The following is a 15,548-nucleotide window of genomic DNA, read 5'->3' on the forward strand; positions in this document are numbered from 1 at the left end:
AGGCGGCTAGTTGCGCCCGCTATGGGCCGTGGCAAGTTCGGCATACCAATGGCCTGATGCCTTCACGGTGCGGATTTGCGTCTCGTAATCCACATGCACGATACCGAAGCGCATGCGGTAGCCTTCCGCCCATTCGAAATTGTCCATCAGGCTCCAGGCGAAATAGCCCTTGATGGAGAACCCTTCGTCGATGAGATCGGCAAGCACGGACAAATGGCGCGCGATGTAGTCGAGGCGCGGCTGATCGTCGACCGTGCCGTTCTCGACGCCCATATTGTAGCAGGCGCCGTTCTCGGTGATATAGAGATCGGGGAGATCGTAGCGCCGGTTGAGTTCGCGGATGATATAGGCGAGCGCTGACGGATCGATCTCCCAGCCGATATCTGTCTTCGACACGTTCTCGGGCGCAACAGACACGGCGGCAGGGAATTCGGCACCCTTCGACGCGTCGTGCTTCACGCGCATCGGCGTGTAGTAGTTGAGCCCCCAGAAATCGAGCGGGGCGGAGATGGCATCCATGTCGCCCGCCTCGATCGTCGGCATCCTCTCGCCAAGCGCCGCCATGAAATCGTCCGGATAGGCGCCATCGAAGAGCGGGCCGAAAAACACGCCATTGTGGAACGAAAAAGCACGCTCGGCGGCTTCCTGGTCCACTTCGCTGTCCGTCAGCGCCAAAGTCGCATGGGCGTTGATGACGATGCCGATGGGCAGATCAGGCCTTGCCGAACGAAGGGCTGCAACACCGAAGCCGTGCGCGAGGTTGGTCATGTGCAGCGCATGAAGCGCCGCATCCATGGATTGCTCACCCGGCGCATGGATGCCGTAAAGGTGACTGAGCCACACCGAACACCAGGGCTCGTTGAAGGTGGCGACGCTGTCCAACCGGTCACCAAGACGGCGGGCGACGACATCGGCATAATCGGCAAAAGCGTAGGCGGTGTCCCGGCTTGTCCAACCGCCATCGCCCATCAGTGCCAAGGGCAGATCCCAATGGTAGAGCGTCGCGAAGGCCTTGATGCCCCTCGCCTTCAGCCCGTCGACCAGACGTTCGTAGAATTCAAGCCCCTTCTCATTCACCTCGCCGCGTCCGTCTGGAAAGATCCTGGGCCAGGCGATGGAGAAGCGATAGGCATCGACACCGAGATCGCGGATCAGATCGAGATCGGCATCCAGCCGGTTGTAATGGTCGCAGGCAACATCCCCGTCATGTCGACCGAAGGTGCGGCCCGGCATTTTCGAGAACGCATCCCAGATGGACGGCCCCCGCCCATCGACCTTTGCCGCCCCTTCGATCTGAAATGCTGCGGTTGCCACGCCGAAGAGGAATTCTTCCGGGAAACGGGCGGCGAGAGTTTTTGTCGGTGTCATAAGGGCTTTCTGGAAGTTCGGACGTCCACATCGCACGATTTGGCATCGGGCCTCGATGGAGCGAAACTACCATTGGGTGATGCGCTACTCAACGCAAAGCGGCCCCGTCTCCGGGGCCGCTCAAGCTGTTCAGGTCCGCCGTTGAGTCGGATCAGAACGGGCTGTCAGGGTAGTAGTACTGCTCGGCATTTTCCGGCGTGATCAGGACCGAACCGATGATGAAATCGCCAGATACCGGTGCGTTGCCGACAAAGTTCAGCGCCGTCAGTTCGATCGCGGTGCCGATCATGGCAGGCGGATAGGTGACGTTTGCCGGCACCTGCTCATCGCCTTCCATCACGCGCTGGATCATTTCCTTCATGCCTGCGCCGCCAAGCACCCACATGTCCGCTTCGCGGCCGGACTGCGCGATGGCTTCGATCGCTCCGACAGCCATGTCGTCGTCGGAAGCCCAGACGGCATCGATTTCAGGATAGCGCGACAGGAAGTCCTGCATGACTTCGAAAGAGTCGTCGCGGTTCCAGTTGCCGTGTTCCATGCCGAGGATTTCGATGCCCGAGCCTTCGATCGCTGCTTCGAACGCTTGGACACGCTCATTGTCGATGGTGGTCGGAATGCCGCGTAGAACGACGATCTTGCCGCCTTCCGGCATGCGCTCGACGAAGAACTCGCCGGCGACACGACCGAAGCCCGGATTGTCACCGGCAACATAGAGGTCTTCGATGTTTTCCTGGGCGAGACCGCGGTCGACGACCGTGACCCACTTACCGGCTTCCTTGACGCGAGAAACCGGGCCCGTCAGCGGCTCGGACTCGAACGGCAGGACGACGAGCGCGTCGATGTTGCGGGTCGCCATCATGTCTTCGATGTCGGAGACCTGCTGGCCCGGATCCGATGCCGTCGAAAGGACGAAATCAAGGTTCTCGTAACGCTCTTCCAGGGCATCGATGGTTGCCTGGGCATGGAAGTTCATGCCGCCTGCCCAGCCATGGGTCGCGGCGGGAATGGAAACGCCGATCACGGCCGTTTCCGCGTCCTGTGCGCTTGCGCCAAGCGGCATCATCATCATGGTGCTGAGCGCGAGCGCTCCTGCGAAATGCTTCAAGTTCATGGTCTCTCTCCCGTGTTGAGCTCTCATTAGAGCGATGACTGGCCGTCAGCGTTGAGCCTTTTTCTGTCGCTGCAACACGACGGCCAGAATGATGATCACGCCCTGGATCGCACCGTTCAGATACGGGCTCACCAAATCCGTGAGGTTCAAAAGATTGTCGATGAGGCTGAGGATCAGCACGCCGACGACCGTGCCCCAGACGCGACCGAAGCCGCCCTTCAGCATGGTTCCGCCGATGATGACCGCGGCGATGGCTTCCAGTTCCCAAAGCACGCCCGTCGAGCTCGAAGCCGAGCCGAGACGCGGCACGTACATGATGGTGGCGATACCGACGAGAATGCCGAGAAGCACATAGGTCATCAGACGGACGCGATCGACATGGACAGCCGAATAGCGCGCGACCTGCTCGTTCGATCCGATGGCGGCGCAATGGCGGCCGAAGGCGGTATGGCGCATGACGATTTCGCCGATGATCGCGATGACGGCGAAAACGATGATGGGCCATGCAACGCCGAAGAGGCCCGAATAATAGACGGGGCGATAGAGTTCGCGCACCGTGTAGTCGAGCGACAGCGTGCCGCCATCGGCAAGCCAGGTGATCAGCGAGCGGAAGATGCCCATCGTGCCGAGCGTGACGATGAAGGCCTCGATGCGGGCCTGCGTGATCAAGAGCCCGTTCACAAGGCCCGCCGCCAGCCCGACCACGAGCGCGCTCGCCATGCCGACGAGAACGATGCCGATGCCCACCCCCATCGACGGCACCAAAGCGTTCATGATGAGGATCATCACGCCTGCGATGAACGCGGCCATGGAGCCGACCGACAGATCGAGCCCGCCAGACGTGATGACGAAGGTCATGCCGACCGCGATGATGCCGATGAAGGCCGAGCGGGCGAGCACGTTCGTCACGTTACCGTAGCTCAGAAAATTCGGGTTCATCATCGCCCCGGCGACGACGAGCACGACGAGGGCGATGACCGGGCCCCAGATATGGAAATCGATCTTGAAGCCCGACGACGACGTCGTCTTGGCGGGGGTGGCGGCGTGATCACTCATGACTGTCGAACTTTCTGCCTTCCAGGCCCATCGCGTAGCGGACGATCACGTCCTCGTTCACATCCGAGCCCTGGACTTCGCCGGTGATGCGGCCGGAGCGCATGACGTAGACGCGGTTGGCGAGACCGATGATCTCGGCCATTTCCGATGAGATGACGATGACGCTTTTGCCTTGCCCGGCGAGCGCGTGGATGAATTGGTAGATTTGCTGTTTGGTGCCGATATCGATGCCGCGGGTGGGCTCGTCGATGATGACGATCTCCGGCTCGGCCAACATCGTCTTGGCGAGCAGCAGCTTCTGCTGATTGCCGCCCGACAGATTGCCGACGAGGACGGAGCGCGTCGGTGCGCGCACGTCGAAGTCTTTGATCGCCTTGTCGAGGGCCGCCTCTTCCGCTTTCCCGTCGATCATCGTCTTGCCAAAGCGATCGAGCGCCAGAAGCGTCAGATTTGGGCGCATGCCCTGCGTCAGGATCAGGCCGCGGCCCTTGCGATCTTCGGTCAGGTAGACGATGCCGGCGCGGCGCGCGTCCTTGACCGAGCCGACGCGGAAGGGCTTGCCACCGATCTCGACGGAGCCCTCAGCGTCGCGCACGCCGATCAGACCTTCCATCAGTTCCGTCCGGCCGGAGCCGACGAGACCTGCAAAGCCCAGAACTTCGCCACGCTTCAGCTCGAAGGAGGCATCGCGCACGATCGACCCGACCGTGAGGTTGCGCACCGACAGCACGGTTTCGGCCGAGCCGACCTCATGTTTGACCGGAAAAATGTTCGACAATTCGCGGCCGACCATGGCCTGCGCCATCTGGTCTTCGCTCATCGTACCCGCGTCGACATTGGCGACGCGGTGGCCATCGCGCAGCACCGTGATGTGATCGGCAAGACGCGCGATCTCGTCGAGCTTGTGCGAAGTGTAGAGAATGGCCGTGCCGTTGGCCTTGAGCCGCTCGATCTGGCGAAAGAGGATTTCTGCCTCGCGATTGGTGAGAACCGCCGTCGGCTCATCCATGATCAGCACGCGGGTGTTGCGCGACAGGGCCTTGGCGATCTCGACCATCTGCTTGTCGGAGACGGAGATCTCGGAAATCTTTGCCGTCGGCGAAACCTTGGTTTCCAGTTCGCCCAGAAGCCGCTGCGTTTCCGCGCGCATCGTCTTATGGTCGAGGAAAAAGCCTTTGCGGATCTCGCGGCCGAGAAAGACATTCTGCTCGACGCTCAATTGTTCGGCGAGATTGAACTCCTGGTGGATCAGGATCACGCCGGCATCTTCGGCCTCGTCGCTGGAGGCGAAATCGACGCGTCTGCCGTCCAGTTCGATATGACCGCCCGTCGGCGACAGGTACCCCGACAGGATTTTCATCAGGGTCGACTTGCCGGCACCGTTCTCGCCGATCAGCGCATGAACCTCGCCGGCCTTCAGCTCGAAATCCACATCGAAGAGAACCTGGACCGGCCCGAAGGACCGCGACGCGGCGCGCGCGGCGAGCACGGTCTGGCCTTTCGACACGGTTACGGTTTCCTCGATGCGGCGCGCAGCTTGGCTCATGGCTTTACCCAGGCGCCGTTCTTCTTGGCGGACTTCACGCACGCCTCGACAAAGGCGATGCCGGCGACGCCATCGTCGACGGTCGGGAAGATCACGTCCTTGTCGACCGACTTCTTGTCCTGCTTGGCGCGGATCGCGCGGGCGGCTTCGGCGTAGATCGTCGCGAAGCCTTCAAGGTAACCTTCCGGGTGGCCGGGCGGGACGCGACTGACGCGTCCCGCCGCGGCCCCGGCCCCCGCCCCGTTGCGGGTGATCAGGCGCTTGGGCTCGCCAAAGGGGGTAAACCACAGATAGTTGGGATCTTCCTGGCCCCATTCGAGGCCGCCCTTGTCTCCGTAGATGCGCAGCCTGAGGCCGTTCTCGTTGCCGGGCGACACCTGGCTGGCCCAGAGCATGCCGCGGGCACCGCTCGAAAAGCGCATCATCACATGGGCGTTGTCGTCGAGGCGGCGCCCTTTCACGAAGCTCTGCAGATCGGCCGACAGCTCGGACAACTCAAGACCGGTGACGAAGCTCAGGAGATTGTAGGCGTGGGTGCCGATATCGCCGAGCGCACCGCCGGCGCCAGACTGGGCCGGGTCGGTCCGCCAGGAGGCCTGCTTGGATCCCGTCTCCTCGACCGCCTCGGTCAGCCAGTCCTGCGCGTATTCGGCCTGAATCACGCGGATCGTGCCGAGATCGCCGCGCGCGATCATCTCGCGCGCCTGCCGGATCATCGGATAGCCGGTGTAATTGTGGGTCAGAATGAAGAGTGCGTCACTGTCATGGGCAAGCTTCTGCAGCTTCTTCGCATCCGCCATGGTCGAGGTCAGCGGCTTGTCGCAGATCACATGGATGCCGCGCTTCAGAAACTCGCGCGCTGCCGGATAGTGCATGTGGTTTGGCGTGACGATCGCGACGGCATCGATGCCGTCCTTCCGGCGCGCTTCGCGAGATGCCATTTCCTGGAACGAACCATAGATGCGCTTCTCGTCGAGGCCGAGTGCCCGGCCGGATTCCAGCGCGCGCTCCGGCGTCGACGACAGCGCGCCCGCCACGAGCTCGAATTCACCGTCGATGCGGGCGGCGATGCGGTGGACACCGCCGATGAAGGCATCCTTGCCGCCGCCCACCATGCCGAGCCTGAGCTTGCCGGCGATCTTTTCGTTGCGTCCCGAAACCATTGTCGTCCCTCCTCCCCTTCGCGGTTCAATCCAGCCCGAGCATGCGGCGGTTCGCCGCCTCGTCGGTGCCGCCATCGGCGAAGTCGTCGAAGGCCTTTTCGGTGACGCGGATGATGTGATGCTTGACGAATTCCGCGCCTTCGCGGGCTCCGTCCTCAGGATGCTTCAAGGCGCATTCCCATTCGACGACGGCCCAGCCATCGAAGTCATTTGCGGTGAGCTTGGAGAAGACGGCTCCGAAATCGACCTGGCCGTCGCCCAGCGAACGGAAGCGGCCGGCGCGGTTCACCCAGCTCTGGTAGCCGCCATAGACGCCCTGCCGGCCGGTCGGATTGAACTCCGCATCCTTGACGTGGAACATGCGAATCCGGTCGGCATAAATGTCGATATTGTCGAGGTAATCGAGGCACTGCAGCACGTAGTGCGACGGATCGTAGAGCATGTTGGCGCGGGCATGGTTGCCGACGCGCTCCAGGAACATCTCGTAGGTGATCCCGTCATGCAGGTCTTCGCCCGGATGGATCTCGTAGCAGACGTCGACGCCGCATTCCTCGGCATGGTCGAGGATTGGCTTCCAGCGCTTGGCAAGTTCGTCGAAAGCCGTTTCGACCAGCCCCGCCGGACGCTGCGGCCACGGGTAAATGTAGGGCCAGGCAAGCGCGCCGGAGAACGACGCCATGGCCGTCAGGCCCATATTGTGTGACGCCGTCAGAGCCTTCTTGACCTGGTCGACGGCCCATTCCTGACGCGCCTTGGGGTTCCCGCGCTTCTCAGGGATCGTAAAGCCATCGAAGCCCTCGTCGAAAGCCGGGTGAACGGCGACAAGCTGGCCTTGAAGGTGGGTCGAAAGTTCGGTGACCTCGACGCCGTTTTCACGCGCCTTGCCCCGGAACTCGTCGCAATAATCCTTGGAAGATGCGGCCTTCTCAAGGTCGATGAGGCGGCCATCCCAGCTTGGAACCTGCACGCCCTTATAGCCGCAGTCGGCGGCCCATTTGGTGATGGACTCCCATGAGTCGAACGGTGCTTCGTCACCGGCGAATTGGGCAAGAAAGAGCGCGGGGCCCTTGATGGTCTTCATGCGACTGATCCTCCCGGAGCCGAAGCTCCCCATTTCCTCTGCGCCAGCCCCGCCCTTGGCGGATGCTGCTCCTTGCGCATGTAATCGATTGCAATTGCGTCCAAATGCGTATGTAATCGATTACAGGCACGATCACCGATCTCGTGACGCGAGTCAAGTTTGCTCTTCGATAGAATTTCGCGCAGAGAACGGACGACAGGAATCGCGACAGATCCATGAACCGCCACGACCCCAACTTCAGCCCCAAGATCATCGACGTGGCGCGCGCAGCGGGCGTGTCGACCGCGACGGTCAGCCGCGCCATCACCAACCCGACCATGGTCACCGAAGCGACGCGCGCGGCGGTCATGGCGGCGATCGCCGAGACCGGCTACATCGTCAACCACGCGGCCCGAAACCTGCGCCGGCAGCAGACCGGCGGCATCGTCGTGCTCGTCCCGAACCTCTCCAATCCGTTCTTCTCGCAGATCCTGTCGGGTGTCGCCGCCGTCATGTCGGAGGCGGGTTTCAACGTGCTCGTGGCCGACACGCAGCAGCCGAAGGGTGCCGATCTTCAGATCGCGCAATATCTCCACAACAACCGCGCCGATGGGCTGATCGTGCTCGATGGCGCGATCCCGGAAAGCCTGTTTGCCGACTACCGGCGCACCCGCTCTCGCCCGCCGGTCGTCTTCGCCTGCGAATGGGTGGAAGGGTTCGGCGAGCCGTCGGTCACAATCGACAATGCCGAAGGCGCCATGCTGGCGGTCAACCACCTGATCGACCTCGGCCATCGAAAGATCGGCCATGTGCTCGGCCCGCTCGACAACGTGCTGACCATCAAGCGCCGTGAAGGCACGATTTCGGCACTGGAGGCCGCCGGGCTTCCGGTCCATCCCGACTGGTTTTTCGAAGGCGATTTCTCTCTGGCTTCCGGCGTCGTCGCAGCGCGCGCCTGGCTCGCCACCTCCGACCGTCCGACCGGCGTCTTTTGTTCGTCCGATGCCATGGCCTGCGGCTTCATGGCTGAGCTGCACAGTCACGGCGTCCGCGTTCCCGAAGACGTGTCCGTGGTCGGCTTCGACGACATCGAAATCGCGCAGCATTTCATTCCGAAGCTCACGACGATCCACCAGCCGCGCACCGCGATCGGCGAGGCCGCTGCGCGCATGCTGCTTGCCCGGCTTTCCGGGAACAGCGATGATGTCGACAGCGTGCGCCTGACGGTCGAACTGGTGCGCCGCGACAGTACGGGCGCACCTCCCATTCGCTGATGGGTTTTCAACCGACGGGCGCAGCGCGCTCTCAGACATAGCGGTTCACCAGGTTCTCCAGATATTCCTGGCGACCGGACCGCGGCTGCGGATCGATCTTCTCATCGATCACGCGCTTCTCGATCGATTCAAGCGTCATCGATCCATCCAGCATCGACTTTGCTTGCGGCTTGTCCCAGCCGGCGTAGCGTTCGGAAAGCGGCCCAGCGAGCGCCTTGTCCTCGATCATTCGAGCAGCGGCCTTCAGGCCGCGGGCGCAGCAGTCCATGCCGCCGATATGAGCGATCAGCAGATCTTCCGGATCGAGCGACTGGCGGCGCAGCTTCGCGTCGAAATTGGTGCCGCCGGTCGTAAAGCCGCCGGCCTTCAGCACTTCGAGATAGGCGAGTGCCATTTCCGGCACGTTGTTGGGGAACTGGTCGGTGTCCCAGCCGGACTGATAGTCGTTCCGGTTCATGTCGATCGAGCCGAAGATGCCGAGAGCTGCCGCAAGCGAGAGTTCGTGCTCGAAGGAATGGCCGGCGAGGATCGCGTGGCCCTGCTCGATATTGGTCTTCACCTCGTTTTCGAGCCCGTAGCGCTTGAGGAAGCCGTAGATCGTGCCGACATCGTAGTCATATTGATGCTTGGTCGGCTCCTGCGGCTTCGGCTCGATCAGGATCGTGCCCTTGAAGCCGATGCGATGCTTGTAGTCGACCACCATGGAGAGGAAACGGCCCATCTGGTCGAGTTCGCGGCCCATGTCGGTGTTGAGCAGCGTCTCGTAGCCTTCACGCCCGCCCCAGAGCACGTAGTTCTCGCCACCGAGGCGCTGGGTCACGTCCATGCAGCTCTTCACGGTCGCTGCCGCATAGGCGAAGACGTCCGGGTCAGGATTGGTCGCGGCGCCGGCCATGTAGCGACGATGCGAAAAGAGATTGGCCGTGCCCCAGAGCAGCTTGATGCCCGAGGCATCCATCTTCTCCTGAAAGTAGTCGGCAATCGCGTTCAGCCGGTCGCGGCTTTCGGTGAAGGTGTCCGCCTCCGGGCGCACATCGGCATCGTGGAAGGTGAAATAGGGAACGCCGAGCGCCTCGAACATGTCGAAAGCGACATCGGCCTTCTTCCTGGCGAGTTCCATCGTGTCGCCGAACCACGGACGTTCAAAAGTCTGGCCACCGAAGGGATCGCCGCCTGGCCAGACGAAGGAGTGCCAGTAGCAGACCGCAAAGCGCAGATGGTCTTCCATGCGCTTGCCGAGAACCATTTCGTTCGGATCATAGAAGCGGAACGCAAGGGGATTGGTGCTGTCCTTGCCCTCAAAGGGGATCTTGTCGATCGCGCCGAAGAAACCTGTACTCACTGAAACACTCCTTTGATCGCGGGATAGGCCTTGCGGTAGCGCGCGAAGCCCTCATCGAATGCGGATTGAAGCTTGGCGACGGGTTCGATCGTCCTTGCGATCGCCGGTGCCAGGCAGATGGATGCAGGGTCGGCGCCCTCGGCAGCAATCAGGCCCAGACGAGCAGCACCGAAGGCCGCACCGAAGTCGCCATCGGCTGGAATATCGACCGGAACGCCGAGCACAGTCGCGAGCGCCGTCAGCCAGTAGTCGGAGCGCGATCCCCCGCCGATAGCGGTCACCCGATCAAGCTTGGTGCCAGCGGCCTCCAGCGCATCCCGGTTGTCGCGGAAGGCGTAGGCGACCCCCTCCATGACGGCGCGGGTCATGACGCCGCGATCGCTCTCATGGCCGAGCCCGAGGAACGCGCCGCGGATCGCGGCATCGTTCAGCGGTGTGCGCTCGCCGGAGAGATACGGCAGGAAGATCACCGACGATGGCGCCTGAAGCGCGCCGCCGACAGCCCCCGTCAACTCGGCAGGCTTGACGCCGACGACCGACGACAGCCAGTTCATCGCATCGGTGGCGGACAGGATGACGCCCATCTGGTGCCAAGTGTTCGGCAGCGCGTGGCAGAAGGTGTGAACCGCGCTCTCTGCATTCGGCCGATAGCTGTCGGTGGCTGCGAAGAGAACCCCGGACGTTCCGAGCGACAGGAACGCCGAGCCCGAGGCGACCGTGCCCATGCCACAGGCGGACGCCGCATTGTCGCCTGCCCCTCCGGCCACGACGATGCCGGCCGGCAAACCGAGTTCTGCCGCGAGATCTCCGCGCAGCCGCCCGGCCGGTGCGGTGCCTTCGACGAGCACCGGCATGTGCGAACGGTCAAGTCCGCATGCTGCGAGAAGCGCATCCGACCAGTCGCGCCGTGCCACGTCGAGCCATGCGGTGCCGGCCGCGTCCGACATCTCGGAGATGAATTCGCCCGTCAGCCAGAACCGCAGATAGTCCTTCGGCAGCAGGATCTTTGCCGTTGCCGCGAATATTTCCGGCTCGTTCTCGCGGACCCACAACAGCTTCGGCGCGGTGAAACCGGGGAAGACGATGTTGCCCGTCAATTGCCGAAACTGCGGATCGGCATCGAGTGCAGCGGCTTCACGGTGGCTGCGCGTGTCGTTCCAGAGGATTGCCGGGCGCAGAACTTTGCCCGCCTTATCGAGGAGCGTCGCGCCGTGCATCTGGCCAGACAGGCCGATGCCGCGCACTGCACCCATTTCCGCCGGATGGCTGTCACGCAGGCTCAGAAGCGCGATCCGGGTCGCCTCGACCCAGTCGGCAGGATCCTGCTCCGACCAGCCGGGATGGGGCCGCGATACCTCGAGCGAAGCGTTGGCCGACGCCACGACCCGCTGGTCGCCGTCGATCAGCAGCGCCTTTACACCCGAAGTGCCGAGGTCAATCCCTAGAAACATGCGTTACGTACCTCAAAAATGAATGCTGTTTGTGCGGGGAGAAGGGCATCGATCACGGCAGATTGTCCCGCAGAAAGATGTCGATGCGAATGCGCTCCTGTCCGTCGACGAGGTCGACGCCATCGGCCAAGGCCTTCATCACGCGGATTGCGCTGCGCACCTCATGGCCCGCATCCTGATTGATGACGGCCGCGAAGACGCCGTCGGCCAAAGCCTGGCGTGCGTGGTCGGTCAGCTCGTGCGCGACGACCTCGATCTTGCCGTTCAGCCCCCGGGCCTTCAGCGCTGAAATCAATCCGCGATTACCGGCGCCGAGACTGTAGATGCCAACGACGTCCCGTTCGCGATCCAGCATTTCGCCAACCAGCCGCTCCGCGGTCTCGGCCTCGTCTCGACCCTCGATGACAGGCAGGACTTCGAGGTCCGTGAATTCCGCACGCATCACCTGATCGAAGCCCAGGCGACGCTCCACATGATCTCGGACCAGCATCGAGCCGGCCAGAACCGCGACTTTGCCGGGCCGATGAGACAGGAAACGACCGAGAAGGCTCGCTGCGGTGCGACCGGCAGCAACGTTGTCGATGCCCACATAATGGCGTCGTCGCGCGCTCGGAAGGTCGGATACGAGCGTCACGATCGGCACGCCGGCATCGGCAAGCCGCGCCACGGACCGGCGCACTGCGGGCGATTCCGTCGCCACGAGCGCAACACCGGCGAGGCCCTCAATGTTCAGGCCATCGAGTGCATACGCCAATGCACCTTCATCGAAGGGCGGCACCGTCAAAAGTCTGATGTCCGTGCGCTCGACAGACGAGCGCCGGCGCGCTTCGTGCACCGCCATTTCCAGCCCGCGCATGAAGCTGTTTTCGCCTTCCGGAACCACGAAGACGAGCGGGTAGACACGGGATTTGGCGAGATTGGCTGCGGCGAGATCGCGCTGGTAGCCGAGAGAGGCGATCACCTGCTCGACGCGCAGGACAGTTTCGGCGCGCACGCCCTTACGGCGGTTCAGCACGCGATCAACCGTGGCAAGGCTGACGCCCGCTTTTTCAGCGATGTCGTGGACCGTCGGCCGCATGCGAATTCCTCCCAAAATCGACGTAGCGAGATTTCTGATGTACGTAAATCAAAAAATGTGCTGCGCTGCGCAAATAGATATGGCGATCGAAGACAGGGGCGATGATCGCGCAACCAAACGCGGTGCCAAGCATTAGGGACCTTGCGGGCATCGACGTCCTGTATTTCCTTATTTCGCGACTGCCGCTCCCGATCTCCATCGCCGGCCGTGTCGCCCTACGCAAAGTGCCTCATGCGCCCCTTCCCCTGCCCGACATGCCAAACTCAGGTGTTTTTCGAAAACACGCTTTGCACCGCCTGCGGATCGACGATCGGATATGAGGCGGAAGAAAACCGCTTCGTCTGCGTCGATGCCGACCATGACAGCCTGTCCTTCTGCGCCAACCACATCCATTCGGGGTGCAATTGGACGGTGCGTGACGCGGGGCGCTATTGTCTTTCCTGCGACCTCAACGAGATGATCCCGCCGGTCGACGATCCGGAGCAGCGGCGTCGCTGGGCAGACGTCGAGGTGTCGAAGCGGCGCTTTCTCTATAGCGTGATGCGCATGGACATTCCGATCTACCCCAAGCGCCACGACCCGACGGGACTGTCGTTCCGCATTCTCGTCGATGCCGAACATGGCGGCGCCGGAAATGTGACGATGGGGCACCAGAACGGCGTGATCACAATCGACGCGACGGAAGCCGACGCGCATCTGCGCGAGTTTCGGCGTGCCGAACTCGACGAGCGCTACCGAACCCTGCTCGGCCACATGCGGCACGAGTCCGGACACTATTTCTGGGAAAGATTGCTGCTCATCGAGGGCTTCGACACGGAATTTCGCGCGCTCTTCGGAGATGAGCGGGAGGATTATGGCGAAGCACTGAAGCGCTATTACAAGCAAGGAGCGCCGGCCGACTGGCAGGAGAAACACATCTCCGCCTATTGCACGGCACATCCCTGGGAGGACTGGGCCGAGACCTTCGCGCATTACATGCACATCGTCGACGGCGTGGAGACCGTCGAGGCCTATCGCCAGGCGAAAGATGACGAGCCTTTCGACCCCTATGACCGCGACGTCTTCGCGCTGACGCTCCAGCGCTGGATGTCCACTGCGCTGTTGATGAACGCGATGAACCGCAGTCTAGGTCATCAGGATTACTATCCTTTCGTGGTCAACGAAAGCGTCGCCGACAAGATGCGTTTCATAGATCAATGGATGGGCAAATTACGTGCGAATTGATGCGCGCCGCTCGCGAGTCTTGTCGACCAGAGCAGACCGATGAACTGCCAAAATTTCGCCGCATCTCTTGATCCGCCAGCGCGAAGGGCGTTAGGTTAGGCATTAAGGGGCCGATATTCTTGCCATATTAGCTGCAAGTCAGCCGCTTCATTTTCACCAGCTTCGCAGACAGGAGCACACCCGCACGTCCGATTTTCGGGCTCATCACCAAACACCACCATGTTGGGAGACAACATCCATGTCGACATTCTCCAAAGCCTTTGCCGCCACGCTTGCCACCGGCGTCGCCCTTTTCGGAATAGCCGGTCAAGCACAGGCAGCATCGCTCGAAGACATCCAGGCAAGTGGGACGATCCGCATCGCTGTGGCGAACGAGATCCCCTACGGCTATGTCGACCCGAATGGTGAGGCGATGGGCGCCGGCCCGGACGTTGCCAAGAAGATCGCCGAAGAGCTCGGCATCGAGAACATCGAGTGGGTGACGACGCAGTTCTCCTCCCTGATCCCTGGCCTTCAGGCAGACCAGTTCGACGTCGTCGCCGCTGAAATGGCGATCCTGCCCGATCGTTGCCAGCAGGTGGTTTATTCCGAGCCGAGCACCTCTTACGGTGAAGGCCTTCTGGTCGCGGCCGGCAACCCGGCGGACGTGCACTCCTTTGCCGATTTCGCCGAGCGTGACGACATCACCGTCGCGATCATGGCCGGCGCCGACCAGCTCGAGATGCTGCAGGCACTTGGCGTTCCAGAAGACCGCATGGTGACGATCCAGTCGAATTCCGATGCGATTTCCACCGTCTCCACCGGCCGCGCCGATGCCTATGCCGCGACCGGCCTGACCGTCGGCGAGCTCGACAACCAGAGCGAACAGGTCGAGGCAGCCGCAGAATTCGTCGATCCGGTCATCGACGGCGAAGAAGTCCGTTCCTGGGGCGGCTTCACCTTCGCTTCCAACAACGAAGGCCTGCGCGACGCCTGGAACGAAGCACTGTTGACGTTCAAGGAGACCGACGAGTGGCGCGCGATCCTCTCGGGCTACGGCTTCACGGAAGCCGACATCGAGGGTTCCTTCAATGCGACGACGGAAGAACTCTGCGCCGCAGAATAATCCAGACTGAACCATGGTCCTGCCCCGTCCGGCGATAAACCGGGCGGGGCAAGCGCTATCCGCACCACACTTCTCGACGGGCGACCGAAAGGACAGGTATGGAATGGACTGAGTATTTCGCGCCCCTCATGCGCGGCGCGTGGGTTACGATCCAGCTCACCGTCTGGTCAACGATCTTCGGCGCGATGCTGTCGTTCGCCGCAGGCATCGGCAAGGTTTCCGGCAACGGCTTCGCCCGCTGGATCTCCGTCGTCTACATCGAGATTTTCCGCGGCACGTCGCTTCTCGTCCAGCTGTTCTGGCTCTTCTTCGCGCTACCGGTCGCGGGGCAGGCGATCGGCGTTGATCTGCGCATGTCGCCCGTGGTCGCAGGCGTGCTGGCACTGTCGCTCAACATCGGCGCCTATGGCGCGGAAGTGGTGCGCGGCGCCATCCAGTCCGTGTCTCATGACCAGTACGAAGCGGCCAAGGCGCTGAATTTCACGCCGCGCCAGGCGCTGTGGCGTATCGCCCTGCCCCAGGCGATCCCCGAGATGATGCCGACATTCGGCAATCTCGCCGTCCAGAACCTCAAGGACACCGCCCTCGTCTCCCTGATCACGCTGCAGGATCTGGCGTTTCGCGCCGAGCAGCTGCGCAATTTCACCCAGGACAGCACGACCATCTTCACCATCGTGCTCTTCATGTATTTCGGCATGGCGCTGGTTCTGACGGCCATCATGAAGCTTCTCGAGCGCTCGGTCGGGCGCTGGAAGACTGCGAGGGCGTAG

General features: G+C 62.4%; 13 protein-coding genes. 4 read left to right on the top strand and 9 right to left on the bottom strand.

The features are described from left to right. Positions 1-6: 6 nt before the first annotated feature. From D5400_RS19770 to D5400_RS19795, 6 genes are all read right to left on the bottom strand, one after another. Positions 7-1,368: a GH1 family beta-glucosidase gene (locus D5400_RS19770; RefSeq protein WP_126011985.1), complete on the bottom strand. Its 1,362-nt coding sequence runs from the start codon at positions 1,366-1,368 to the stop codon at positions 7-9. A gap of 151 nt (positions 1,369-1,519) precedes the next feature. Continuing rightward, a complete protein-coding gene (locus tag D5400_RS19775) occupies positions 1,520-2,479 on the bottom strand; it encodes an ABC transporter substrate-binding protein (RefSeq protein ID WP_126011987.1) in 960 nt (319 codons plus the stop codon). 45 nt (positions 2,480-2,524) lie between these two features. Next, complete coding sequence (locus tag D5400_RS19780) at positions 2,525-3,535, bottom strand: ABC transporter permease (protein ID WP_126011989.1); 1,011 nt, start codon at positions 3,533-3,535, stop codon at positions 2,525-2,527. After that, on the bottom strand, positions 3,528-5,081 hold the full coding sequence (locus D5400_RS19785; protein WP_126011991.1) for a sugar ABC transporter ATP-binding protein: 1,554 nt from the start codon (positions 5,079-5,081) through the stop codon (positions 3,528-3,530). The genes D5400_RS19780 and D5400_RS19785 overlap by 8 nt, the downstream gene beginning before the upstream one ends. Continuing rightward, positions 5,078-6,244 carry a Gfo/Idh/MocA family protein gene (locus D5400_RS19790; RefSeq protein ID WP_126011993.1) on the bottom strand — a complete coding sequence of 389 codons (1,167 nt, stop codon included), beginning with the start codon at positions 6,242-6,244 and terminating at the stop codon, positions 5,078-5,080. The genes D5400_RS19785 and D5400_RS19790 overlap by 4 nt, the downstream gene beginning before the upstream one ends. A 25-nt stretch (positions 6,245-6,269) precedes the next feature. Further along, positions 6,270-7,325, bottom strand: coding sequence for a sugar phosphate isomerase/epimerase family protein (locus D5400_RS19795; RefSeq protein ID WP_126011995.1), 1,056 nt, complete (start codon positions 7,323-7,325; stop codon positions 6,270-6,272). 215 nt (positions 7,326-7,540) lie between these two features. Between D5400_RS19795 and D5400_RS19800 the strand changes: the two genes are divergently transcribed. Continuing rightward, complete coding sequence (locus D5400_RS19800) at positions 7,541-8,578, top strand: LacI family DNA-binding transcriptional regulator (RefSeq protein ID WP_126011997.1); 1,038 nt, start codon at positions 7,541-7,543, stop codon at positions 8,576-8,578. Positions 8,579-8,609: 31 nt separating this feature from the next. Here the strand turns inward: D5400_RS19800 and xylA are convergent, their stop codons facing one another. The 3 genes from xylA to D5400_RS19815 are packed head-to-tail and all read right to left on the bottom strand — an operon-like array spanning position 8,610 to position 12,449. Continuing rightward, positions 8,610-9,920, bottom strand: a complete 1,311-nt coding sequence (xylA, locus tag D5400_RS19805; RefSeq protein ID WP_126011999.1) for a xylose isomerase — start codon at positions 9,918-9,920, stop codon at positions 8,610-8,612. Continuing rightward, positions 9,917-11,371 (bottom strand): xylulokinase, encoded by a 1,455-nt coding sequence (gene xylB / locus D5400_RS19810; protein WP_126012001.1) that lies wholly within the window; start codon positions 11,369-11,371, stop codon positions 9,917-9,919. The genes xylA and xylB overlap by 4 nt, the downstream gene beginning before the upstream one ends. Before the next feature lie 52 nt (positions 11,372-11,423). Continuing rightward, complete coding sequence (locus D5400_RS19815; RefSeq protein WP_126012003.1) at positions 11,424-12,449, bottom strand: LacI family DNA-binding transcriptional regulator; 1,026 nt, start codon at positions 12,447-12,449, stop codon at positions 11,424-11,426. Positions 12,450-12,716: 267 nt separating this feature from the next. Here D5400_RS19815 and D5400_RS19820 point away from each other — a divergent pair, with 267 nt between their 5' ends. From D5400_RS19820 to ehuC, 3 genes are all read left to right on the top strand, one after another. Next, on the top strand, positions 12,717-13,673 hold the full coding sequence (locus D5400_RS19820; protein WP_164527970.1) for a zinc-binding metallopeptidase family protein: 957 nt from the start codon (positions 12,717-12,719) through the stop codon (positions 13,671-13,673). Positions 13,674-13,911: 238 nt separating this feature from the next. Further along, positions 13,912-14,778 carry an ectoine/hydroxyectoine ABC transporter substrate-binding protein EhuB gene (gene ehuB, locus D5400_RS19825; protein ID WP_126012007.1) on the top strand — a complete coding sequence of 289 codons (867 nt, stop codon included), beginning with the start codon at positions 13,912-13,914 and terminating at the stop codon, positions 14,776-14,778. A gap of 98 nt (positions 14,779-14,876) precedes the next feature. Continuing rightward, positions 14,877-15,548 carry an ectoine/hydroxyectoine ABC transporter permease subunit EhuC gene (ehuC, locus tag D5400_RS19830; protein ID WP_126012009.1) on the top strand — a complete coding sequence of 224 codons (672 nt, stop codon included), beginning with the start codon at positions 14,877-14,879 and terminating at the stop codon, positions 15,546-15,548.

This window comes from Georhizobium profundi (assembly GCF_003952725.1).
Lineage (GTDB): Bacteria > Pseudomonadota > Alphaproteobacteria > Rhizobiales > Rhizobiaceae > Georhizobium > Georhizobium profundi.